Raw genomic sequence first — 25412 nt, 5'->3', positions numbered from 1 at the left:
CGCACTTACCAATGCTCCTAACCGACAGTGTCTACGAGCGTGTAGCTCAGAACATGAGTGATTTCGTGGCGCTCCATTCATTGGATGGGCTTTATGTATGGGTCAGCCCATCCGTAAAAAGGATTCTCGGCTACGACCCAGAGGAGCTTGTCGGAACAAACCCTTATGACCTGTTCCACCCGGACGACAAGACACTTATCCGAAGTAAAACCCATCAGCCCGCGGTAACCGGGGAAGGAAATATCCGGATCCGTTATCGCATCCGCCACGCTTCGGGAAAGTACATCTGGTTCGAAACGCTAACCCAGCCAATCGAGAATGACAAAGGTGAAGTTCTGGAGCTTCAGACGATATCCAGAGACGTCACAGAGCAGGTCAGTCTTGAGCACGAACTGGCCAAGAGTGAGGCCCTATATCGGGTTGCTATGGATAGCCTGGAAGAAGGGGTTGTTGTCCATGACGAAGCAGGCCGAATCATCGCGCACAACCCACGGGCAGCCGACATCCTTGGCATGAGCACAGATGAGCTAGCGGGCAGGGCGCCTAGAGATCCGCACTGGCAATCAATACACCCCGACGGGACTCCATTTCCTCCAGAGGCGCATCCTGCGTCGATTACTCTGCGTTCGGGAGAGGCATGCAGCAAAGTGTTGATGGGTGTTCATAATTCCCAATGGAACTCATACCGCTGGATTTCCATCAATTCACGATCAGTCCACTCTGAAGGTTGTGAAGAGCCTGGGCGGGCCAAGGTGGTTGTTTCATTCAACGACGTTACTGAGCAAATAGAGCGGGAGAATCAGTTAAGGCGATGGTCTACGGTCTATCGATTCAGTGGCGAGGCAATTGTTATTGCCGATGCCAATGGCGTGATTAAAGACGTAAACGAATCATTCTTGCGCATTATTCGGAATAACAGGGCCGCTTGGGTTGGCCGGCGTCTTGATGAGATTTCCCTGGATAGCCGTTCCGAAGATTTGTTTGCGTCGACTATCTGGCCAGCATTGGAAGCGGATGGAAACTGGCGCGGAGAGTTATGGCTGCGGGACGCAGAAGGTGGCATTCAGGCTACGTGGGCTGCGATAACGAAAGTGAATAAAACGGAAAATGCAGCCGCTCATTTTACACTAATTTTGAGCGATTTTTCCGAACGCAGCATAAAAGACGAAACGCTACGGTTTTATGCAGGCAATGATTCACTTACCAAATTGCCTAACCGGCTTCTCCTGAGCGACCGATTTAAGGTTGCTTTGAATACCTCCATTCGCCAAGGAACGACGTTTGCCTGCATGTACCTTGATCTGGACAGGTTCAAACCGATCAATGATCGTTATGGTCATGCAGTGGGTGACATAGTTCTTCAGGTGATTGCCCAGAAAATATCGAGCATCGTGCGCTCTATGGATACCATTGCACGCATCGGTGGCGATGAGTTCTTCGGGATTGTTGTTGGCCTGGAACAAGAGAGCGAGTATTGCGCAGTGGCTGAGCGTATTGCTAAAGCCATCACTGAGCCTCTGGATGTGCACGGACACATCATCAGCGTTGGTGTAAGTATCGGAATAGCCCTGTACCCAGAGCATGGACAAACCCAAAAATCCCTGATGGAAGCCAGCGACGCAGCTATGTTTGAGGCCAAACGCAAGGGGCTGACTGTGGCATTGGCAGTAAGCCTGAGAGGGGACGATAGCAGGCCGGTGGATCATCCACCGGCCAACCGCTTGAGTCGTCGACAGTGTTAACCGTTGTCAGCCGATGAATTTACCTGTGAGGCGCAGAACCCATGTGAGCTTCGAGCCAGCATTCTCTATAGAGCTTTTCCGAGAGAGTCAATTGCCCAGTCTTAGTGACTGATTAGCGCATGACGCCCGAATAGACCCTGAGTTTGCGTAACCTTCTGCCCGGGATCGCTTGGTTTGCCTCTTCACCGACCGACTAAGGGAACGGGATCAGCGTGTTGCTGCCCTCCAGTCGTCGCGCACCGCAGCATTGCATCTTTGAATATAGCATGTCTTGGCAGTACGTAAACTGTTTGCCGGGTAGGCAGGCTTATCAGGATTCGTTGCCCAGGGCTTTAATTCTTTCAATAATATTTCCAGCAAGTCTGTCTATGGTGGTGAGTGCACTTTTTTCCGCCGTGGTAAGCCCGGTGAGAACATCAGGGCCGGGTTCCCAATAAATCTTTAACAAAACTCTTGCCCTTTCATCTCCAATGCCACTCACCATCGCAGCCTCCTTGACCTTATCCTTACTGGAGCCCCGTGCACGGGCACCGGCAATAGCCGAGCTGATTAGCGCATTGCGCCTATAGGTGCGGCTGCCGGTTTGTTCATTAATAGTAGCGTCACCGTCAATTTGTCTTGCCTGGATTACATTCCTGCGGTCGGCAACATTTCTGTCTGAAGGAGATGCCTCGAAATAATCCGTATTTGCTTCGACATTGGCCATGGAGTTCGGATTTTCCCGGTCGCTTTCAGCCGGCAGTGTGTACCTGGAAATTATCGTGGTTTCGACCTTATTAACCTGTTTGTTGTCCAGGGTAATAATTGCTGCTTCGCAGATCATGTGGCAGTTGATAAAATTGAGTGTTTTGTTCTCTTGCGGGTGGCTAAGAACAGGATCGCCAAGAGTTTCCAGGCTCACTCGGTAATTTACCCAGTAGCGCTTTATATTGACCCAGTCTTTTACTTTGTTTTCAATCTGATCACGGTGCGCCATATTGGCCTGGTGGGTGATCGGAAACAGGTTCATGTCTGAGCCTTCGCCTCCGAGCTGCCCATTCAGGAGATGTCCGCGTATGTAGCGTCGATCGCCAGCCAGATTCGTGGGGGTTGTGGTAAGTTTGTTCATAAGCGAGTGGATACCATTGGCATCACTGCCGGAAGGGTGGTCCGGTCCCAGCTCAGCTTCCATTAGTACGCCCACGGTGTGCCCCATCACCGACTCTGTTCCGTACCTTATCCGGGTTTGCTTGCCTCCCAGGCCCAGCCCGGTTGCCTCAATTGTTTCCAGAACATCCAACTCGGGGTTGATTGCCAGCTCCACAGCCGTGTTATCACCTTTTTCAACAAAGCGGATCCGGTTTAGCTGGTAACGTTGGCGAATTTTTGCAAAGTAGCGGGTTTTAAGATCTTCTGAATCCTCCGCCTGCCGGAACGCTAGCTTCAATACTTTACTGGCCGCCTGCAGATCCTCGTGCTGCTGCGCGGTTGTTCTTGGCATAGGCACTGGGGGCTCATCCAGGCTGGCAAGGTTCGGCGAGGCGGGATGCCGGGTTCGCTGTTGGGGAGGTGTCTCTGTCTCCGCAACTGAGTTCTCGCTGCTGGCTGTCTGCTCACTTTCCGGGTTAGCTTGCTCGGTCTGTCCCTGTAACTCGCGCTGAGTCAGGGCTTGCTGCTCCCGGTGTTGGTCCTCACTAGGTCGGCCACCACCGCGCGCGGAGGGGCGGCCGGGGAGTCTGGGTGAGCCCTCGGCCTGGTTTGCAAGCTGGTCAGGTAGCTCACTGTCGCTGCCGGGCTGCCGGGCAGGACCACTCCATTCTGCGCGATTTCTCATGGCGTCCCGAGCGCCAGAGGAGGGCGGGCCATCCTTGGGCATGGCATCCTGAATCAATTGATCGGCATTTGGTATATCGCCGGTTTCCACTTCCAGGCTCGGGGGTTCGGGGTTAGAGAAGTTGTAACTGAGCCTGGCTTGCAAGGCCAGGGTTGGCCCTAAATCCCAGACCCATTCCGCCAGCTCCCATTCGTTCTCCCATACAGTAACCCATAGGGCCTCGATTTCCGCCCAGGCATTGAGACCCAGTTTGAATTTAGCGGCACCGGCGAGGGTGGCGGTGCCGTTAATCATGTAATCACCATTCTCATAGGCCAACTCTGGAACTACGGAAATGGCTCCATAAATACCAGCAGTGGCCATGCCCTCGATCCCACCAGTGAGGGAGCCCAGGACGACATCCAGCCCCAGGCCTGCACCAATTCCCAAGTAGGCTTCCGCAAATGCCGGGATATAAAGCTCGCCGGTTACCGAGAAGGATGGAAGCTCTTCTTCGCCGATAGTGTATTCACCCGCAACGACTATGTTGCGCAGCTCACCAGGGCCTATGCCGGCTCTCATTCCTGCGCGTATACGGATAACTGCAACCAGTATCGCCCACAGGGGAATATTCTGGCTGTGACTGAACAGCTCTTTTTCCAGCCGCTTTTCAGGAAATAGTTCAACGGGATCCGGTACGCGAATCTCACCACGGGTATCGATGGTTCCTTCCGGGTTTATGGTAAGGGCCAGGGTACCTTCAAGGTTTGGGGCAATCTTTGCAGTTACGTCGCCTCCACCGTGCACATTGAGGCTTCCATCTTCATCCTGAGCAACCCCGAGAGTTACGGTTCCATGCAACCGGTTATTGTCCACGCTGAAATCGACCTGCTGTTCCGCAGACCAAAGGCCTTCGCGGTAAGTGATATGCAGGCGCGTGCCAATACCAGGTAGTGCTTCGCTGTCTACCTCTATGTCAGCTTCGCCTTCCAGTTGGCCATTACTGAGAGAGATCAGAACAGTAGCGGATTCCAGCCCGGGCAGGTCGGTAAGTTCTACGTTCGCAGAGATTCGTGTGCTTCCGTTTTCATAGGCGGCAGAAAATTCGCCCCGGCCTACGCTTGCCAGGGTAATAACAGCCTTGCCACTGAAGCTTAATTCCCCGGATTCATTGAGGCTTCCGGCAATTTCGCTGGACTCAATGGGCAGGCCCTCGGGAAAATCATTTGCAGCAAGCTGAAACCCACCATGAAATCTGCCCTGGTTGTTGAACCCGATGCTACCAGTAGCTTGAGAAAGGCCGGGAATAGCCACATTAAATTCGCCACTACCCTCCGCATGATCGCCGTTGAACCTTCCGTTCAGGGTGGCATCACCCAATTCACGGTAACGGAGGTTTACCCCCGCGATGTCGCCGGAAAGCTGCTGGTTTCGGTAGGCCAAAGTAACGGTGCCCTCTGCAATAGAAAGGCCAGGTATGGGGGGCTCCAGCCGCGATGCCGGCAGCGATACGCTGCCGGCCAGATCACCTGCTTCATCAATACCAAGCTCTGCCCGAATACCGGCTAGCAGTGGCTGGGTGACTAGTGCATGGCCGCCACCGGCCAAACGACCGCTTTCGGTAAAACGCATATTGACCTGGCCGGAGCCCAAGCCTTCATATTCCAGATCAAAGTTAAGATTGCCGTTGAGCTTTCCTTGGGTCAGTTCAATCCGGCCGCTGCCAGTGACAGAGAGATTTCTCATGCGCGCCGGAACCAGACTTGCTCCCGAAATGTCCACAGCGGCAGACAATTCACGGTTTTCATCCAGGGATAGTGTCAGTGTGGGGTTGTTCAGCGCAGGTAACTGGGCAGCGGCGGTGATTTCACCTCTGAGGCTTGCGAGGCCGCTGTTGTCGAGTGCCAGTGTTGCTCTGCCGGATTCCATGAAAGGAACTGAAAGTTTGGCCTCCAGCTGCCCACTGTTACGGCGGCTGTTGTACCTGAATGCTTGTAGGTGCAATCCCGGAATACCCAAGTTCAGGGTGGTTAGATCAGCACTTAGCTGGTTCTCGCCCTCAATGGTGTCGGCACTGATGCGGATGCCGCGCCCCAGCCCAACCATAAAACTGCCATCTTCCATCAGGCCAGTAACCGCGGCATTGCTGGCACCTTGCTCTGCACTCTGTGGTTGCTGGGCCGCAGGCACCGTTTGAGTATGAGTGCCTGGGGTAGGGCGCTGCACCTGAGTGTTGACTGTAGTAGGAGGCTGGCTCATGGTTTGGTCTCATTGCCTTAATCGACTGTAGTAAGGGCCGAACAGGGTCTTGGTCAGGGGCTTGCCCAGTTTGCTGTATTCCCTTGCAATGGCCTGAACCAGGTGGTCCATACCTATAGGCTGCTGTTCTCCAGCTGCATAACAGCCGGCCAGCAACAGAATGCTTTTGATGTTGGCTCCGGTAAGCTCGAACTGATGACCCAGAAAAGGCAGATCCAGATTCTCTCTTGTTGGGGCTGAGGTTGTGAGCAGTTGCCGCCATATTGTCTCCCGCTCCTTCGGCCCGGGTAGGGGGAAATCCACCACTACCTGTATGCGTCGCATGAATGCTTCATCAATGTTCTGCGCCAGGTTTGAGGCGAGTATGCACACTCCGGTATGGGCCTCGATTTTTTGCAGCAAATAGCTGGTTTCGATATTGGCATAGCGATCGTGGGCGTCTTTCACTTCGGAGCGTTTGCCGAACAAGGCATCCGCCTCATCAAAGAAGAGCACCACATCGGCTCGGGTAGCATTGTCAAAAATTCTCTGAAGGTTTTTTTCGGTTTCGCCGATGTATTTGCTGACTACCGTGGCCAGGTCGATACGGAAAAGCTCAAGCCCCAGCGATCGGGCAATCACGCCCGCCGCAAGAGTTTTCCCTGTCCCTGAGGGACCTACAAACAGAGCGCTTAACCCGGGCTGCTGATCAAATAGTTGCTCCATACCCCAATTCTGCAATACCTGCTGCTGATAGCTTGCCCGGAGAATCAATTCTTCAAGTAGTTTCTTGCTTGCAGAAGGCAGTACCAGTTGTTCCCAGGTCTGCCCGCACTTCATGCGCTGGGCACCACTGGACATGGTTTCTGCAGCTGCAGCTTTGCACATTGCTTTGAGATCCAAGGCACCCATAGTGGGGTCGAGTCTGAGGGAATTGCCTAACCGTTGGCTAACATCTGCAATACGGGCAGGTGTCAGCCGGTATGTCAGGGCAAGATCTCGAATCATCCCGTCATACTGGTGTGCCACCCAGTAATCGGGAAGGTGCTGTTGCCAAGCCAGCTCGCGAATGCCGGGGGTAGCTGAAGGAAGGGCTATTTCTACTGCTGATGAAATTGCCGGAAACGCACCGGGATTTTCCGTTTGCAGCACAAGGTTATCGGAAATGGTTTGCAACAGGCTCGACTGCTGTTCGCCAGAAAGCTGTTCAGCCGTTGGCACGCTTAAAAGACTACCCCGTAGCAGTTGCTCGCGCCGAAGGTAAATGAGCTTTTCGCGCCAGTCCGGGTTTCTTGCCAATTCCGCTGTTCGCAACCGCAGTAAGTTCTGACCGCGTTTGCGTGCCAGCCAAAGCTCATGATCCTGGCCCGGCTCGCCGGTTAAGTGTAAAGGTGGCATGGGCTGACTGCTTTTAAGGTGACGAATCACCGAGTGCAGAGCCTCAGGCAGTGGCGGGCGAACACGGGGCTGGGGATAGGGTAAAACCTCTAATAATCCCGACAACTCCCGGTCGACAGTATCGCGGCCCAATAAAAAGTCGACAATGCGGTCATCCAGTTTAAGGGGGCGTTCAAGGAGTGGCCGGTTTGGCTCCCCCATGGAAATGACTTTGTGTTCGAGCAGTGGCGCCTCAGCAGACAGCATGGCTCGAATATTCACTGCCGTGTGGTTGGATTGGGGGAGATCAGAAAGGTGTGCTACTAGCCCGGGTGTTAAATAACGTCGCTGAACATCGTCCTGCAGGAATGCCCATACACGATTGAAACGAGGGTCGGTCTCGCCGGCCAGCAGGTAAAGGACCAGGTCTGATTCCTGCTGCCCAAGGCCAAGAGATTCGGCAAGTGCCTGGGGAGGCAGCTTTCGCGCGGTGGCTCGGGTTTTGAGAATGATGTTCTGGCGCAAGTGGCGAATGCTTTGCGGAGTTGCTGGTGGCCTTTCTACAGTTTTGAGTTGTGTCAGCGTGCGGTTGATGTCTTCATCGTTAAGAAACAGGCCAAGAAAACCTTCACGGTTGTGGTCACCCCTTACTGCTCGAAATTGGGCAACAGCCTGCTCCATCTGCAGGGTGATAAGTTCCAGAACGTCCGTGAGGTAGTCCAGATCATTCTGGTAGCCGGCCAACTGCTCGTGTTGCGTCATGGTGGTTCCCGGTTTACTGGAACGTGAAACGGTGACTGTTCACCGGTCGCTGGTAATCAAGAACCAGGGTTTGGTTCACATCATTGTTGCCGTCGCTCAGAGTCACTGTGACTTCTCCTGCCAGGGGAAGATTATCGATGATGAAGAACCCCCGCTCGTCGGTAGTCACAGTCGGCCTTGGTTCTGGCGCAGACACGGTTACGCTGGCATGGGCCAGGGGTGTGTCCGGGTCGCCGTCCTTAAGCACCTGGCCGGCAAGCCGAAGAGGCAAGGGTGAGATTTGTACATCCAGATCCTCAAAGGGGCCTGCGACCCGCGTTACTTCCTCTTCTGCTCCTGCCAGTTCAAGGGTTGAACGCATGCTGGTCAATTGCTCAGAGCCCAGCTCGAAGCTGTGGCTAAGGGGCTGGAATCCAGGGGCGTTTATGTCCAACCGGAATTGCATATCAGGCGCTGGGGATCGACCTCCGAATACCGAGCCTCCGCTGGCGGAGAAACAGAAATACCCATCTGCAGTCAATTTGAGATATAGCCTGGACAGTTTGTAATCGGCGGGGCTGGCGGCGCCTTCCGGAACAGGGCGGTACCAAAGCTTAACCATGAGGCCCTGGGGCACAGCTTGCCCACTTATCAGGTTACGTATGCGGCCGCTGATGATGGCTTGCGAGACGATCACTTGGGTGTTGCTCATTGCTCCATCCTTTGTTCCGGGCTATTTTTGGCCCAGCACAGTGTAAGTTTCGCGAACGGGCCCATACTGCTGTGGACTGCGATGCGAGTCGATTGCCACGCCGTCTACCCGCAGAAAGGAGGCCAGTCGCATGGGCTGATTGAAGGCATTCCAAAGCTGCGTAATTTGCTCCATTGGAATATCTTCGGGTATGACCCGTATCTGATCCTGCTCCCGGCCAAAACTGCTATCCAGCGGTTCGCCGCCAACCGATTTCAGCACCGGGTGGTCGTGAAAGTGCTGGAGAATACGGCCCACCATCAACTGATTGTTGATTTCGTTATCTACCGGCAGCATCAGATACCTTAGCTGCACAGGCAGTGGTGGGAACTTTTCCTCGCCTGCTCCGGAGCGCAGTGGCATGGGGTTGCGCTGTCTTTGTTGCTGGCTGATGTTGTAAAGGTAAAGGCATACAACCACCTGGTTGTTGAGATTTTCTCCCGGCGCTGCGAAGACAATATTGCTGGCGGCACCGGTTACCGAAAATTGGGTACCTGGGGCCTCGCTCAGTGCAACGAAAATTTGTTGGCGTATTTCTTTGCTGACCCGCTCAATAATGGTGTAGTTGCTCAATTTACTGCTCCCTGCAGGTGCGGAAAATCGTCAAAATGGAAGGTCACTACTGTCCCCAGCCAGGGTAGCCATCCGGGATTGAAGTCCAGTCCCGCCAGCCGAAGCTCCAGGCGTACCTGACTGTTGTCCAGATACAGATCAAAATGCCCGGGGGTATAGCTGAACTCTGCCGGGGCCCGGATTAAGGACGGAACCCATAGGTCTTCCGGGCTTAACCATTGCGCTGTGAGTGACAGGATTTCTTCCCTGTAAGGAAGAGGGGGCAATGCCCCCAGAGCAGTTACCGTATCGAGACCCAGGCGCTCGGCCAGAAATTCGCAAAGTGCGTCGCCGGAGTCCAGATCAAGCTCGCATCCAAGTTGATAGAGCCAGTACCAGCCGTTAGGAGCTATTTGCCATGCTTTCTCAATCAGAGCTTGTATGGGCGGGCGGTTAAGTACATTGAGCAGATAAAGCACACCGCCCATCTTGGTATACACTCTGTTGGTCTCTATACCCTGGCTTGAATTCTGTTCAGCAACTGAGGCTGGTATGTCGCTATGGTGAACTGATAGGTTTTTGGCCTCTCCATCGATGATCCGGCCCGCAGGGTTTGCAAGTGGTTCCGCGGGGTGCAGAAAAACGGTTGCGGATCTTTTCAGCTTGGGGGTTGAGTGCTCATGATCGACGTTTATAGATTGCTCCGGCGCGTCGGTATTCCGGTTTGGGGTTGCAACAGCTGGACGAAAGGCGCGATTTTCGTGGTTTGGTTCAGATACAGGAGCTTTTGTGCTGGTGCTAATCGGAACCCATCGCCGCAGAATTTCATCCAGGGTTTCATTCGGGGCGGTTTGTAAGGCCAGGCTTGTATATTCCGAAGCCAGTATCAATGCCGCAAGTCTGGCTCGACTGTCGGTATGGGGCCAGGTGGCGAATACAGATTGCCATCGTTTCCCCCCGGCTGACGATATCTTTAGTTCAAATTCGCCAGTCGTCGCCGTCGAGATTATTTTGCTGAAGCGGTTAGGGGATACGTTCAGCTCATGGGCGAAAGAATAAAAAATTTCCAGGGCGTTCGCCGGGCTGAGCTTCTGCCAGAGTGTCAAAAGGTTGCCTTCAACTGCCAGCTGGTGACAGATTGCGGCTAGTTGCTGCGGATGTTCTTGTATCATTCTCTGAGCTGCGTCACCTGGGGCCATTTGCCAGAATCGGGACCAGCGCTGCCAGTACCAGCGGTCTTGCGCCAAGCCTTTGCATATATCTCCAATCAGAGCTGCAAGCAATGCCGCCAAACAGGGGAACCGCACCACATCCGAAGGGTCACCCTTGTTGATCAGTCGCTGAGTGCGTTCCATTAATTCGTCAGCGAGATAATTGGTGCTTGCTGTAGCATGAACCTCACGAACCAGCACCCAACTACCATCCGATGGTGCAGGCCAGTTACCAGCTTGCAAACGGGACTGCAAACTGCTTAGGGTACCCCGGGGCCCACGCACTGTCAGTCTGTGGATATGAGTGGTGTCGGGTTGCTGGTGCAAGCTCATGCCCTGTTACCTCCGCACCTTGCCGGTAACCTTGGACCGGGTGCTGATATGGATATCTTTCTGCAGGACCCGGGAGATTCGGACTTCGGTGCTGTCCGCAACCTGATCTTCCACAGTCAATATAGCTGTCACCCTTTGCATTTCATCCAGTAGCTGGAGTTCCATGCCGGGCAGGGGAGCCCGGTTCAGGCGTACCTTGAGCCGTTCACCGAGACGAACAAGTCGCGGTGGTGCGGTCACCGCGCCTCGAATAATGTCTTCGGGATCTCCCAAAGAAGCCACAATCAGCGTTGCGCGGATCATGTTTTCCATGGCCTGTCGACTGTTCGGCGATGGCTCATCGGTCAGTTGCCGGAACCACCAGTCGACCAGCTCGGAGAGGGTCCTTACCCGGTTGAAATCTTCCTGCTCTGCACGCTCAAGGCCCGGCCAGCGGTTTACATCTGCTGCCGGCAGACGGTCGTCTTCTGCCAACTGTCCCCAGGTCAGACGCAAGGAACCGGAAAGCCCTCGCAGGTGCTGTAACAGGCAGCGCTGTGCCAGTTCCAGGTCATCGCGTAGCGTCTCTGCTGCTTTTCGCAGAGCGCCGGACTGGATGTTGCTAACATCATCCAGTGCCAGTATTTTTGCGGTCTCTTTCTGCTCTTGCCGAAGGCTGTTGGACTTGGCGGGTATAAAACCTTGCGACCAGTTGATGAGCAGAGCCTGATTGCTCATGCGCAAGGATCCCATTCGGGATTCAAGAATTGCAGGCAGATTGCCTCTTTTAGTGTTTTGCCGTTTGCTATCAAACCGAACCTTCCGGAACCGGTCAGCAAAAGACATCTTCCAGCCTGGCTGTATCTGGGGGATCAAATGCTTCAGTGCTCCCCAGTCTGCAAGGGGAATTTCCGTCACCGCATCCATAAAGCCGGCAAGAGTCTCGGGTAGCTCCAACAGGTTCTCCGGATTGCAGGCAGGCATCTTGTCGTTGCCCTGTCTGAAGCGGAGTTGCAGAGGGTCGGCCGGAGGCAGAGAGGTCTCGGCGCTGCGAACACGAACATAATAGAGCCCGCGTATACCAGTGGTCAGTATGCGGGTACGCTCCTCATTTCGAGCCTGAACCCGTTCCCAGTCCTCCATTAACAGTTGCTGGGCAACGCTGTAATCCCCTTTGCATTCATCCAGTGTTTGAGACAGATTGTCCAGTTGTTCGCGGGCAATGCGTATGCTGGCTGAAAGTTTCTTCGCTTCAGCTTCCATGCGGGTGAGTTGGCTTATTTTTGCCTCCCGCCGTCGCTCCAGATTGTTGAAACGGGATTCCGTACCTTTTATCCAACCGGTTAATGCCTTGCCCGCATCCAGCAGAGCATCGTACTGGTCTTTTATGATGTCTTTAACATCGTCTTTGTTCAGGTCCAGTTTTCCCGGGTCGATGAGTTTGTCGGCTTTGAGCAGCTTATAGATACTGTTGGCATCCCCCTTTGCCAGCTGCTGATGGGCAAGAGTGCTCAGTTCCAGTAATTTGGCGTGATTTTTCTGATACTGAGCCGTAGCCGGGCTGGCATCTTCCATTACCGTGAACCCGGAGACAGATGACGGGAATGCCTGTTTCACCACAGGTATGGCACCCGCCAGCGGAGCCAATGGTTGGCCGTGGGTCTGTGCCATAATTTCAAAGGTTGAGGTGTTATCTGGATTCTTGCGGAGCAACCTGTCTTTTTGGGCCGTTGCTTGTTTTACTGCGCTTCTTTCAAGTAGCTCCATAGAGGCATTTTTGAACGCACCACTTTGCTGATACTTTTTTATTTGTTGAGTGATTCGTTGGGTGTTCTGAGCAGTGGTGGCGAGGCTGTAGGTATCAGGGGTCAGAGCGTAGCTATACTGCAAGGTGCCTTTCCCCTTCGTTGCGTTGTCGCCAGGCGCCACGCCGTTTGCCAAAGCAGACATGGAGGCAGACTGAACATCCAGTTGCTGTCGTTGCAGCAGCAAAAAGTCCCGCAGGCGCCCACCCCGGCTGGTTAAGTCGCGAATCTGATTGCGCGTTTCTTCGATATCCACCAACAAGGCGGCATAGCGAACCACGAGCCCATCGTCTTTCGGCTTCGCGGGCTCAGGGGACTGGTTTTCACTGTCGCCTTCGTGGCCAAGCCATGCCTTGTAATCCTCAGGTCCGTCTGGACCTTCTTGTCCGAATTGATCATATGGGTAGACGGGAGCTTCCGGGCTACCTTTGGCGTTGTTTCTGAGTTCTGTGAAAAATAATTTGGGTGCTACTGGTGGACCATCGGGCTTGGGCAAGCCCAGGTCGCCGAGCTTGGAGGGGTCGTGGATGATAGGCTCCAATTCCCCCTCCTCCTCGCTGGTGTCACCTGACGGCTGGTGGCTGGGCAAAATCACAATGTAGTACAGCCGATAGAACTGGGATTTCCAATGCATCCAGGCTTTGTGGGCGTGCATGTGATAGCGGAACAGATCATCTTCCAGGCGTTTGTCAGTGGGCGGAATGTCCAGTAAGTCGGGCCGGTAATCGGCAGCCTTTAAAGCCAGCAATAATCTTAGCCGTTCCCCTCGGGGTGTGTGCAGGCTGATGGGCGGACCAGGAAGGTTGCGGAGGATCAAATCCGGTATTCGGGCTTCCGGCACCGGTACCATATCTACAGCCAAGTGTGCTGGAAGCCAGTCGAGCTTTGCCTCCCCCGTGTTCGGATTACGCAACCAACTAACAGGAAACTGGCCGGCTGAAGGCAGGTAATCCAGAGCCAGGTTCTCTCTCAGGAATGCATGCTGATCGTCCGATTCCGCCAGCTCACGGGCTGCAAAGCGTTCCATTGCACGGTTTATGGCTGTGCTGGTCTGTTCCAGAAGTACGCGGTAACCGCTGTTCGGGATTGCTCGGTATCGGCCTGTGGCGGGCGACACCCAGCGCACTGGTGATTCTTCACTTGCCCCTGGATCGATGCATACAACTGCCAGTGGAATCGAGTCTGGATGTTCGTGCAGAAGGGCGGCTGTTACACCGGTACTTGCTACCCTGTTTTCGATCAGCGAGCGTGGTTGGTCCCGGGCTGAAATGCCCTTGATAGCAAGCCGGCGCAGGGCGAGGGTGGTCACGGTGATTAGCTGGGCATCACGGGTAGGATCAAACTCCGAACGCTGGCACGGCTCAACCTGCGGGCTGTCTACATGTCGCAGTGACTGGCTCAAGGTAAGGTAATACACCCCGGTTGCATCGCCCGTTGCCAGAGGCTCCAGATATTGGTCGATCAGCGCCTGCCAACTGGTTTTCAGTTCAGAGTAAAGGTGAATGGTTTTACCGTTCCCCGCCACAGCAAGGCCGGGCGTAATGGTCAGGCTATCCAACGATTCATCGGCCAGGGTAAGACCATTAACGATTCCGGGGTGGCAGTGCACAAGCAACTGGGATAACCGAGCGTCTGCCCATGCTTGCTGGCGGTCAAGCTCCTGTTCCCCAAGGTGCCGGCCGGGGAACATGTGAATTCGTTCCAGCCTGTGGTCACTGCGAACAGGGCGATTCAGGGTGATCAGTGTCATGGTGGCATCCTCAGCGCAGGGCATTCAGTCGCTCTTTCCATTGGGCCAGCAAACCATCCGCAAGGCCAAGGTCTGTTCCAGCGGTAATAACTTGCTTGGCGGTGTTCCTTATCTCCGGTTCTGCGCTTATTAAAAGTTCGCGTAGTTTGAGCAGATTGCCACGCTGCTGTGCTTGCTCCAGGGTTTGCCAAATAACCGGGTTGTAGTGCGCTTCCACGCACAGCAGTATGTCGAGCACCGCACCAATGGCCTTCGGTTCTCTTGGCAGAATATCGGCAAGCACCTTTATGGCTCTTTTTCCTTCTTCACTGTTTGCTTGTCGTATTTTTGCAAGCGAATGCACGTTCACCATGCGCAGAAATACTGTGTGCTCATCCTCTATCGCAGGTGGTAGTCGAGGTTCCGCGGTACCACCATCAGATGCATCGGGCAGGGAGTCAGGATCGGAACCTTTTGCAAGAACAATTGCGCTGATACCTGTTTCTGCAACTCTGACCGCCCGGCGAACATAAAGCAGGTTGTCACTATCTGTTCGTTTCCAGATATCGGCCCAAACACTGGCATCGGTATCAAGAGCGTGGGATGCGCGGGTTCGGTATAGCCTTAAAGCCAACGGATCCGGATGTAAAAATTGTCTTTCAATGTTCGGTGTCTCAGATACCAGTTGCCTGGACAAGGTTTGGTAATCTGCATCGGAAAGCGGTGCCAATACCATGATGCCGAGATTGGCGTCCCTGGTAAGATCAATTGGTGGAAGCGCCATTGACTCCCGCCGGATGAGATCAAGGTCTGCCGTCCTGACAGGCGTGACAGAAACATCGAATGATTCCGGGAAATAGTTTTGCAGGCCAATTTCAGGGTCCAAGGTGTTTTTCGGCAGTCGGCCAGCAGGAGGAATGACCTGAAAATAGTCTGAGGCCGCAAAGGGCTGTGCCAGCCCGCCTGCTGCACGATACTCCGTAATATCGTTCAGTAGTGACTGGTACTGACGGTAAAGATCCTCTTGCAGGTCATCATGGTCTGGTTCCGGGCGGACCGGGTGTCTTAACAGTTCGCTGTCGACCCATTGGGGTGTGTCGTTGGTGATAGACAACAAGCCGAGAGCCACTGAATCTTCGGGTATAACGCTGCTGGCAAGTTTATTGTCCAGCAACTCTGCCATCAGCCGGGCCCTTAACCGCAGGGTATCCGTGGCGGGTAACGGAAGGGGCAGTGGAACCAGACCCAGCTGGACCGATTCAGTTACCAAAGCATAGTCCGAGCCCCGGCGGCTTTTCAGGTCTGTAGGGAACACCTCGGCAATATCCGTGGGTACGTCTACATAGCGCAAAACCACGGCATAGAGACCGCGATTTAAATGGGTATGCTGGCCTTGGTTGAGCTGTGATATCAGGCCCCTGTCTCCCGGGTTTACCGTCATTCTGGTACCAAGATGCAATACTCTCCCCGCGGGTGTCATGGCATTGCCGGGTTCAACAATAAGACGGTAAGGATTGGAGCTGAAGCTTAACTCCAACCCCCTGATGATGCCGCTGCCCAGGGCTTTGCCAACTTCCCGCAGCCGTTGATCCAGGTATATCTGGTCGCGTTCCAGGTCTTCTGCTGTCAACAGACGGCCATCGAAGTAATGGGTTCGTGTCATCCGCGGATCAATGTCCGCCAGTGTCTGCAGGTTGTCGCCTCCGGCAATAGGATCGCCGAGTGGCTGAAAGAGTATGTCGCTCATAACCGCTCCTTGTTAAGCCTGTTATCCGTTACTATTCTGGCTGCCGAGCCAGGCAAGCTGGCTGGCAGTTGCCAGAAATGGGCGGACAAGATTGTTGATATGAATCAGACCCGGATTAACCACGGTATTCAGCGGATCGGAGGTTTCGATACGAATACGGGCAAGCAGAAGACGAGCGCCATTTTCCAGTTCATGGGCCAGGTTGCGTGTAGACAGCCCACTATCTTCCAGCGAGTGAAGCAGTTGAGCATGCAGGGCCAACTGCCTGCCGGCTATTGCGTTGCTGGCCTGCAAGTCGGTTAACGTCTGTTGTTCATCACCAGACAGTGTTGGCAGTTCATCCTGTATCGGGTTGTGGCTTCCCCAAGGCTTAAATCGGCCATCCGGTGAGCCAGGAGGTAATTCCGGAATCAGTTCCAGTTCAACGCTGTCGGCCGTCCGGCTGGGTTGAACCGCATCACTGCCCGCATTTATTCTTCGGGTAAGAACCGGTTGCCGGGCGATCGGGCAGTCCTTGTGGCGCACGGTTACTTTAAGCCACAGCTCACCGGCGTCGCTGTCGTAACCTTCAAGTAATCGTTCATTGGGCTGAGCCGCAAGCCACTGTGCAAGCCGAATGCAGTGACTTTCGTGCATCATGACTTCCCGGCCAAGACCGTCTATGCCTGTTCCAGGGCTCACCCTAAGCTGCAGGCCGGTTAAACTGTCTGCAGTGTTATCGTGGGTGCCGGGAGTCATGGTCACACGCATGCCTGCCAGGGTGCCGTAACCGTTCAGCCAGTATTGATGCCGTGTGAGCCGGCGGCGGTGATAAGCCTGCTCGTCTCTTGTGGCCTCAAGCCCCAGCATCATACCGGCCTCATAGGCAACCCGGCGCAGCGGCTCCGCCAACTGATCGTCCTGTTCGAGTGTGGGCAAGTCCTCAGCACTACTCATGTGGCCTCCTTGTTATCAGGTTCTGGCGTGGACATCAGCAGGGGAAAACGCTGCAGGGTTATGCAGCACGCCCTCTCGTCCAAGCCAGGTATTATCAAGTTCTATCGGTCGTACTGCGGGCCGGTTTTGCATAAAAGTGTCTACTTGCAGCAGGGGAGAGGTGCCCAGAACAAATGGTTGCTCGCTCTCTACAAATTGCCATTGGACATGGGCGGGCATACTGTCGGAAAGGATGTCGCTGACCTGAGTGCGAAGCAGTATCCCGGGCCCGTTCAATACAACACTCACCTTGTGGCCGTATTCCTGGAAGAAGGTTTCTACGGCCTGGTTTTCATCTTCTTCTTCCGCCAACTCTGGCGCGAACAGAGAAAGAAATTCCCGGGCCTTGATGTCGGCAAGAATCAGGCTCTCACCGACAATGCTATTGCCGCTCATACCGGTACCAAGGGTCAGAGGGTGATCTTTGTCGTCCATGTTTCGGCCAAGAATGGTGGCCATGGTGCGACGCAGCCTGAAATTCTCTACCAGCACTATTTCGCCGCGGCTGACCGCTCCGTCGCAGGCTATGTCCAGAGCCAGGTTTGTAGCTGCGAGGGTTCCCTTGTATTGCTGCATAACCGTTGCGTGCTTTAACCAGCGGCGTTGGCGCTCCAGTGGCCAGTGACCGGGAAGCTCTGCGCCTATGGCGCCTGACAACCAGTGCAGGTGTTGTGCGGGCGCGGAATCCGGGTGTACTAACTGTTCGCAGGCAGCGATGCGACCCTCCAGAGGGGTCAACATGCCTTCAAAACTGGCTAACAGGCGTTCGCGAACATCAGCACCATTGGCAGGCCCGGTACTTGCTCCATCACTACGACGCTTTTCCTGTTGGTATAGCTCAGGAAAGTAACGTTGTTGGTATGAAAAGCGTGGGTGGTAAATGCGCAACGCATGCAGCGCGGGTGTCTGTCGCGCTGTTCCTCTGAAGTGCACCTGCAGCTGTAAATAACGCCCCCGGAGTTCCCGTACTTCTCCATCTGGTGCCTGCAACAGGATTTCGAACAGCCCTCGTCGCCCAGGTTCGTGCCCGGACAACGCAGGCTGGAAAGGCAATTCGGAAGGCAAGCTGTTCCACGTGGGCATTGGCTGATCGAGAAGCGCAGTTGAAGTGCGATCGTCTGGATGGTCATACACACGTACAGAGAGCCGGAGGCTGCAGCCCACAGGAATACAGGCGTCAAGGTACGCCCTGTGCCAGAGGGTATCCGGGTGTCCGGAATCAAGTGTGTGAGCCAGCAGGGCACTGGACTCACTTTCATAGCAAACCTGGCGCAGAGGGTGGAGTTCCCGGGGGCGCACGGGGCTTGCCTCAAATCCTGGGCCCGAAGAGGCCTGATAGCGGAGTTTTCCATCGGCACTGGTCACAAAACGGGGTATGGCTTGGGACAACATCGGATAGCGTTCACGAACTAACTGCGCCCTGTGGTTACCGTGCTCATTGTCCCGTTGCAGCGTGAGTACAGGGCAATCCCGGTTTGCATAATCCTTGTCGTCATCTTCCCTTGGTGCCAGGGCTGCCAGCCGCCCGTCTCTGGTAACGGCGAGGTCTATACACAGGGGAAGTTGCTCATCCATCCCGTACTGGAGCCATGAAATATCCGGGCTCAATGTTAATGGGCGGGCGAATACCGATTGCACGTTGTCTGCTCTTGTGCCCAGGACGTACAGGTTCTCGTCATCGCCGCAAAGTGCCAGTGTGTGTTCAGTTTCAGGCAGTGCCTGTTGCCAGGACATTGATAGCTGGTCCGGATTGATTGTTTCTGGTTCGAAGCGGCCAGGTTGCGGATTATAGGGCAGAGATAATGGCTCACCTGCGCACAGCATGAGTTGGCTGGCACCAAGGCACCAGGAACGATTCTCTGGATCCAGCCAGACCCGGTGTGCTTTTTCCGGTAGTGAACATTGCGCTTGCCAGCGTTTTCCCAGATGAAACAGCGTTAGCCCGTGCAGGTTCTCTCCGTTGCTCCATGGCAATGCCAGCAGGCCTTCCCGATTCAGATTCATGTCGAGGTACTGACAGCCATCTGGTGGTGATACCTCATCCAGTTGGGCGTCTCTCAATGGCATGTCGCCATGGCCGCTGTTGAACAATACCCGGGTGCGATCATCTGACAGGTATGCAATCTGGCCAAAACTATCCTGTGCCATCGGCGTGGCTGACTTCCATACTTCCATGGCTGTGTCGGGCATTATTACTGGAATGCGCAAAGCTTGATTTTGTGCGAGGGTCAGCGCCTGGCGTAGTGGGTGCCACTGCAGTCGAGCCGAGGCATTCGAAAACTCATCGGCGGTGCGTAGCAGAAAATACCGGGTGCTATTAATGTCCATATTTCACCTAGCAAAGATCCGGAATAACCGGGACGGCAATGCCTTGAACAGATACCGCCTGTTCGCCCGATGCAGGGCCTATGCCGTCGGGTAGTTTCAGAGAGCCTGCCCCGCTTTCGATTCGAACACCGAGCAATTCCGGTAGCTGGTAATCTGACAGTGCGAGCTGCTCTCCCTCATCCAACGGTTGCCACGGAGCTTTTTCGTCAGGCCGGGTGTAAAGCGCGAGTCCATGCCAGGATTGAACCCCGTTTACCCGCGCAACCTGGGTTGCAAGCTCGTTGGCACTCACTGCCCGCCCCATGGGCCAACCCTCACCGTCAGCGCCGCCAGGTGCGAGAGGCCACAAATACCGAATAAGCGCATCGCGAATATTCTGGAGAGTTTGCTGTTCCGTTTGCCGGTCTCTGACTTCGACTCGCACAGAAACCGCCACCGGAATAAACTCGGGACTCAGCACATTCAGTTCCGTGCCGATGGTAATACGCTCAAGCAGATACCCGAATACATCCTTGAGTAAACCGCGGGTGGGCCGCGGAGTGGATCCGAGGGCGGGCGCCAGTGGTGGAAGCACGAATACGCTAATTGCACCTGGTACATTTCTGCGCACGGCGTGAATGCTGCCGCCTGGAAGAAAACCCGCAATGATTTCTGCGCGGGCAACCGGATTAACAGGATTGCCCTCGGTAATTACTTTGAAATCTGCAGCCGTAACGGCACGATTGCGGTGGGTTAAAAACTTAGGGATGCGTTTCTCCGCTTGTTCGACGGTTTCTGCATCCCGCCCCCCGGTTAATGGCCACAGGTGCCTTACGCGCAAGCTGCTGTTTCCGACAATTTCCTTTATGGACCCTGCTGGAAGGTTGGTTTCCTGGCCGCCGCCGTAACGGTATTCGAGAGCACGAACCCGGACCCCGGCAGATACCCTTTTGCCAGCGGAGACACCATCACCAAAATACACATAGCCCGTTTGCGGATTTAGCCTGTACACCCTTGCTTCCGGGGACTGTCCGGCGAGGAAATCTTGCTGCTCCCAGGTTCGCCAATGACCATTTTCCTCTACTTGCAACTGAATTGAGGCGGCATCAACCTGATTGTCTGGCAAGACGATCACCTGGTCAGGCATACCGGTCCCCATGCCGACTATCTGATTGGTTCGGAGGCCTTGGGCAACAACATCGACCCCGTTGAGATCCAAATAACCCAGCGCCAACCCGGGCTCATCCGGGCATCGCAAGCGCAACCAGAAAGCGGTGCGAGCAGACTCTTCCGGATCTTCCAGGGCTGGGGGCAAATCCTGAAACCCGGTGAACATCGGATCTGCATCGGTAAAGCTCTGCAGCAGGTGCGGGTTACGTGGAATTCTCAAGCGAACAACACCAGCCAGGCGTCCACCACCGGAACTGTCGGCAATTATTTCCAAAGGGAGAAAACGCGTTCTGCCATCGTTGCCTTGATTTACCAACTCCCAAACCAGAGTCCGGGGTGCAATGCTGTCGACCAGATCGTCGGGCTGATCATCAGCGGGAGCTATTGCAATGTTGATAACGATGCCAGCCAGGTTGTCTCTGAGAACGCTGAGTTGGCCTGCGAGAGCTTTTGGGGCGACGCAGGCTACGTAAAGCGCTTGATCGAGACTGTCAGCCAATGCCAGAGTTTCCCGACCCACGCTGAACTGGCGGGGGCGAAAAGGGGTAGGCTCTTGCCCATCGGCCAGACCGAACTGTTCTTTCAAGTCTCGGGGCGTGATGCCTAATTCGCCCAAAGCTTCCGGCCCAATAACCTCTTTTATCAATACTCTGCTGCTCAGGTTTGTGGGCTGCAACTCTCCACTTGCGGTCAGAAACTGTTTGCCGCCTCTCAGTTGGGCACCATCTCGCACAAGAGCAGGCAAGCTTGCACTGCCTGGTGCACTGTCGATGCACACAACGCCCGTGGCAGCCTTAGCGGGGCGCACGGGTACCTGAAGCAGATTCAGAAAGGCTCGCCGTTGGCGTTCTGGAATGAGATTTGCCCGGTAGAGAATAGTTTCGGTAAACCACGCAAAAAGATCAGTGATTGTGTGTATCGGATCACCGGGGCTGATCTGGGTAAGTTCCGGAAGGTGGGCACCAAGACGCTCTCTGGCTTCCTTAACCAAGTCGTCAAAGCGTCTGTCATCCAGATTGGGAACAGGTAATGGCATAGACAGTCCTCTTTATGCTCCCAGATTGAGCGTGAAACCGAGTTCCGCCATATCCCGGCGATGTTTCAGCCGGTAACGGATATTTATGTGTACATCCGAAAGTCGCTCAGCACCGCCCGGCTGCACCAGCACTTGATCTACGACCACTCTGGGCTCAAGCAGTGCAAGATTCTTGCGCACTACACCGGCAATCAGATTACGTGTCGTTTCGTTATTGGGCTGGTGTACAAAATCAGGTAATCCAGCGCCGAAAGTGGGCTTTTGGATGCGCTCTCCCTGGCGAGTCAGGAGGATATTCAGCATCACCTCGCGGATGCTGGTATCATCTTTGGCCCAGTCGAGTTGGCCATTTTCATCAATGCCGCCCAGAGGCCAACTCTGTATGTTAGGTGTAGGTGCCTGCATAGTCGGGTTACCTGTTTATCTTCGGAAAAGGTAAGTAGATTTTCACCCAGGGCAGCCAGAAAAAAACGATATTCAGAAGTGACACCATCACCATGAGCAGAATCATTGCCACCAAGGTGATCACGGGCAAACTGAAGACCAGTATCCACTGCATGCCGGATTGCGATACCTCGCCACCCATGAGTTCCTTGCCAAGCCCTTTTTTTGGTCGCAGTCGCTTAAGCATGGCGAAAGTGTCTGAAGGCGTGAGAAGACTGGCGCCTTTAGCCATACCTCGTCGCAGATCCCGCATGCTTGGAACCGGTATAGGTGACGGTCGACAAGCTTCCGGATCCAGGGGGCTGGCTACCCGAAACGTTTCTGTTTGGCTGCCTTCGTCTGCCCAGTAAATTTGTTCGCGTCCCTGATCGTTACGGGCTCTGAGGAATGGAATAATCCGGTAGAGATCACTTTTACCATCACCGAACTTGGGCACCGGGATCTCCCTGGCCTGTTCAAGTACAAGTTGTTGGTAACGCTGGCCGAGTAGTTGTCGGAAGGCCAGAGCCTGCTCCTCAGAAACATACAGGTGCCAGGAGATAGATCCTGACCCGTTTGGATTTGGCAAAGGCTGCGTTTCCAGGCCGTTGGAAGAGCGCTCCTCCTGCTGATCCAGCCAGGCAATAAGAGGATTTTGGGCACGCCCGAAACTATCTTGCAGGTAAGCCAATACCGTTTTGGTTCGGTATTTCCGGATCCTGTCGCCCTCTTGTAATTCCTGTGCTGGGATAGACAACAAAACGTGAGAAGGGATGTCGTGAAACCAAATGCTCGAGCAAAGCTCTTCCAACTCACTATTCCCGGCTATGTCAGAACCAACTCGATAGCGCTCTACCAGGAGTTTCAGCAGGCCGAGAAATGCCGGCGAAGTCTCTCCGGAAGCTACCTGACTGGCATGCTCATCCCGCCAGTGGCCACCAGACTGATTTTTGAAACCGAACGGCCAGTGCAACTGCTGTGCATCGAATCTGCCGGCTTCCGTCAGAGCGTCTGTATTGACTGGAGATTCGGCTTCCCGATGATAGCGAAAGCCCCCCAGAGGCACGTATCCATAGAGTAAAGTGTGGTTTTTTCCCTCCATATCCCGGGCACTGAGGATATGCATAGGGTGGGTTTGCTCGCCCGTGTAGGAGGGGTTCGCTGCACGCTTCCCGAGTACACCGCTGGCACAGAGCCTGCGGTCAAGATCCGGATCCCCAGTGTGGGTGGGGGCTGGCTTCCAGCCAAGGGCATCGCCGCCATCCAGCATCCATGCCTGCTCACCCTCTGGTGTTATCCGGCGAACAACAAAACCTGCAGAAGTGACTCTTCGTGGATTCAGAGCAGGTTGCCCAAGCTGATCACAAACTGCTTCGCAGCTAACCAGGTGGAAGGTGCGGTGGGTGGGAAGGCGGAGGACTGGCCGATTATCCCATTGGCTGTGTCGCTCTTCGTTTTGCCACTGGCTGAAGGGCTCGCCATCCAGGTGCCCCGAAATTACATCCTGGCGAAATCGATTTATGAAATCCGAATCCAGATAGCGGTGTAACCCAGCGCCGCCCTCGGGCTTGTAGAAGGGGGCGTTAAGCCTGACTGGGTGCAGCTTTTGTTGCATGTTCATGCTTATGCCTCCTACCAGATGTTCCCGGCGCCTGGGGTGTAACTGGTTCCCACTACCGAGTTGGCAATGACTGTGTCTGCCTGAACTACACCGCTGAACCGTGACATGCTGGCATCCACCTGAACCATACTGGCGGATATGCTGACATTTGCGGCGCTGATTTCTACGGGCCCCGAGCTACTCACTTCTATAGAGGTAGATGTGAGCGTGACTTTCTGGCTTCCTCGCTCTATGTTGATTTCGCCTCCGCCACTTTCGCTGATACGAACGCTGTATCCCGAGCGGGTTATAACCTCGAATGAAGGGCCTGAGGCGCTATCGTCAAACTCCATAACGGTTCCGGAAGGCGTTCGCACCACGTAGTGCTCCTCTTGTGGCTCGGCTTCATCCGGGCGGCTCTCGGTGCCAGTCCAGATGCTGCCTAATACCAGCGGCATGTCCGGAGCTGCAAAGGCGGCTACCACGGTTTCACCCAAGCGAGGTATAAAACTGGCTCCATAGCCCTGGCCGGCAGAGGGGGCAATAACGCTCGCCCAGCACTCCAGCTCCGTGGCGTGGAAGCGAACGCGTATGCGACCTCGGTTCTCCGGGTCGGCATTATCAATCACTTCAGCCAGTTGTAGGCTCTGAAGGTTTCCGGGGATGTGGCTATTCATGGTTCCGGGTTCCATTGAGCGCGATGGATTTTTGCATGGCTGCGAAAGCCATTGCGGCTATCAAAGGTGTGTCGGCACAGGCCCACCTGCCAGATTCCTGCAAGCCTGGGTGAGACACCTTCAAGCTCGATTTCCTTGCCGGGCTTCAGATTGGGCTCACCCATGCAGATCAGTTCGCCGTGGAGGAATTTACGGGCTTGTCTGTGGAACCCTGCCGAAGCATAAGCTTCTGCTTCAGAATGGCTGCGTGCCATCGGGTGGGGCAGGGTGTCGCTACTCTCCCAACCCAAATCCGCAAGGGTGTCACCGGCTGTTTTTCCCGGGGCAGATTGCCTGGGCTGATCGGCAGTAGCCTCGACAGGTTCTCCGGTGGTGGGGTTATATCCGGTTACCTTTGAATGCTGATACTGGTGGTTCAGGTCTGCCAAAATGCGGATGTTCAGGGCTCCGTTGCCTGGTCCTAATACAACCGGTTCAGGATCAGGGTCCTCGGGCATGGCTCGCAAAGCTCCACGATCCAGCCGTAAACCCACATCGAACCGCCGGCAAATCCTGAGGGCAAAAGCCAGGGCACTTTCATTCAGCTGATGCCAGTCTGCAGCCACATCAGACACGCGGGTATCTGCTTCCAGCCCGGCATCGCTGGCCAGTGTCTGCAGCAGTTGATCAGGAGTCTGGTCTTCGTGGCAACGGCTCTGGCGAAGCCGGCCAAGCAAATGCAGACGATCTTGTAAAAGCAGGGTCAGCACAGGAGCGGATGCTCCGTATTGCTCTTCAATTCCGGTTACTTCGCCCTCAAACAGCGTAATAGAAGGCGTGTCATGGGCAATATGTACTTGGTCTCCCATGGAAATATGATTGAACAACCAGGATGGGTATGGGCTGCCGTCTGCAAGACCCCAGTTGGTGACTGACAGTTCGGCGCTGGCACAGCCATGCCAGGGGAGCTGAATGGTTAAAGAATTCAGCTGGGCTGCCAGGTCGGCACGGTTTTCGCCGTTTACCGATATTCTTGGGCGAATATTAATCAGTGGCTGGCTCTGCATGGTGATTAGTCCACCTCCAACCGCTGCTGTCGCTCACGCAGTATTTCAAGTTGCGCAAACATGTTGCTCTGATCGCTTCCGCTATCCCGTGGTGCTACCTGTGCCTGGTTATCTGGAGTGGGTGTTTTCGCCACTTCCGCAATAACTTCGTCAATCAGCAATGGCATATCAGTTGCCCTTG

Annotated in this window: 16 protein-coding genes; 1 reads left to right on the top strand and 15 read right to left on the bottom strand. The window is 54.8% G+C overall.

Going from position 1 to position 25412, the window contains the following annotated elements; genetic code table 11:
• Positions 1-11 precede the first annotated feature (11 nt).
• Positions 12-1742, top strand: coding sequence for a sensor domain-containing protein (locus RKA07_RS11805; protein WP_200371854.1), 1731 nt, complete (start codon positions 12-14; stop codon positions 1740-1742).
• 310 nt (positions 1743-2052) lie between these two features.
• Here RKA07_RS11805 and RKA07_RS11800 read toward each other — a convergent pair whose 3' ends face one another.
• Genes RKA07_RS11800 through RKA07_RS11730 form a run of 15 tightly spaced genes read right to left on the bottom strand, consistent with a single transcriptional unit; the run spans position 2053 to position 25398 of the window.
• Complete coding sequence (locus RKA07_RS11800) at positions 2053-5793, bottom strand: DNA/RNA non-specific endonuclease (protein WP_200371853.1); 3741 nt, start codon at positions 5791-5793, stop codon at positions 2053-2055.
• Positions 5794-5802: 9 nt separating this feature from the next.
• Positions 5803-7911, bottom strand: a complete 2109-nt coding sequence (locus RKA07_RS11795) for an ATP-binding protein (protein ID WP_200371852.1) — start codon at positions 7909-7911, stop codon at positions 5803-5805.
• Positions 7912-7924: 13 nt separating this feature from the next.
• Positions 7925-8602, bottom strand: a complete 678-nt coding sequence (locus RKA07_RS11790; RefSeq protein ID WP_200205034.1) for a carboxypeptidase-like regulatory domain-containing protein — start codon at positions 8600-8602, stop codon at positions 7925-7927.
• A gap of 21 nt (positions 8603-8623) precedes the next feature.
• Complete coding sequence (locus RKA07_RS11785) at positions 8624-9214, bottom strand: Pvc16 family protein (RefSeq protein ID WP_200371851.1); 591 nt, start codon at positions 9212-9214, stop codon at positions 8624-8626.
• The gene (locus tag RKA07_RS11780) at positions 9211-10737 is read right to left on the bottom strand and encodes a hypothetical protein (protein WP_200371850.1); all 1527 of its coding nucleotides are present in this window, start codon (positions 10735-10737) and stop codon (positions 9211-9213) included. The genes RKA07_RS11785 and RKA07_RS11780 overlap by 4 nt, the downstream gene beginning before the upstream one ends.
• A gap of 6 nt (positions 10738-10743) precedes the next feature.
• The gene (locus RKA07_RS11775) at positions 10744-14271 is read right to left on the bottom strand and encodes a hypothetical protein (RefSeq protein WP_200371849.1); all 3528 of its coding nucleotides are present in this window, start codon (positions 14269-14271) and stop codon (positions 10744-10746) included.
• A 10-nt stretch (positions 14272-14281) separates the two neighbouring features.
• Positions 14282-15997, bottom strand: a complete 1716-nt coding sequence (locus RKA07_RS11770) for a hypothetical protein (RefSeq protein ID WP_200371848.1) — start codon at positions 15995-15997, stop codon at positions 14282-14284.
• Positions 15998-16018: 21 nt separating this feature from the next.
• The gene (locus RKA07_RS11765) at positions 16019-16933 is read right to left on the bottom strand and encodes a hypothetical protein (RefSeq protein WP_200371847.1); all 915 of its coding nucleotides are present in this window, start codon (positions 16931-16933) and stop codon (positions 16019-16021) included.
• A gap of 15 nt (positions 16934-16948) precedes the next feature.
• Entirely contained in the window at positions 16949-19300 is a 2352-nt protein-coding gene (locus RKA07_RS11760; RefSeq protein ID WP_200371846.1) for a phage tail protein, read from the bottom strand.
• 7 nt (positions 19301-19307) lie between these two features.
• On the bottom strand, positions 19308-21485 hold the full coding sequence (locus RKA07_RS11755) for a baseplate J/gp47 family protein (protein WP_200371845.1): 2178 nt from the start codon (positions 21483-21485) through the stop codon (positions 19308-19310).
• Positions 21486-21497: 12 nt separating this feature from the next.
• The gene (locus RKA07_RS11750; protein ID WP_200205042.1) at positions 21498-21890 is read right to left on the bottom strand and encodes a GPW/gp25 family protein; all 393 of its coding nucleotides are present in this window, start codon (positions 21888-21890) and stop codon (positions 21498-21500) included.
• A 7-nt stretch (positions 21891-21897) separates the two neighbouring features.
• Positions 21898-23529: a hypothetical protein gene (locus tag RKA07_RS11745; protein ID WP_200205043.1), complete on the bottom strand. Its 1632-nt coding sequence runs from the start codon at positions 23527-23529 to the stop codon at positions 21898-21900.
• Positions 23530-23540: 11 nt separating this feature from the next.
• Positions 23541-24185 (bottom strand): phage baseplate assembly protein V, encoded by a 645-nt coding sequence (locus tag RKA07_RS11740; protein ID WP_200205044.1) that lies wholly within the window; start codon positions 24183-24185, stop codon positions 23541-23543.
• Positions 24182-25231, bottom strand: coding sequence for a phage late control D family protein (locus tag RKA07_RS11735; protein WP_200371844.1), 1050 nt, complete (start codon positions 25229-25231; stop codon positions 24182-24184). Before RKA07_RS11735 ends, RKA07_RS11740 begins: the two co-directional genes overlap by 4 nt.
• Positions 25232-25236: 5 nt before the next feature.
• On the bottom strand, positions 25237-25398 hold the full coding sequence (locus tag RKA07_RS11730; RefSeq protein WP_200371843.1) for a hypothetical protein: 162 nt from the start codon (positions 25396-25398) through the stop codon (positions 25237-25239).
• Between the last annotated feature and the right edge of the window lie 14 nt (positions 25399-25412).

The organism is Marinobacter xiaoshiensis, from assembly GCF_031631795.1.
In the GTDB taxonomy this organism is placed as follows: Bacteria; Pseudomonadota; Gammaproteobacteria; order Pseudomonadales; family Oleiphilaceae; genus Marinobacter; species Marinobacter xiaoshiensis.
The sequence above is the reverse complement of the archived record's forward strand: the minus strand, read 5'-3'. Positions and strand labels throughout refer to the sequence as shown.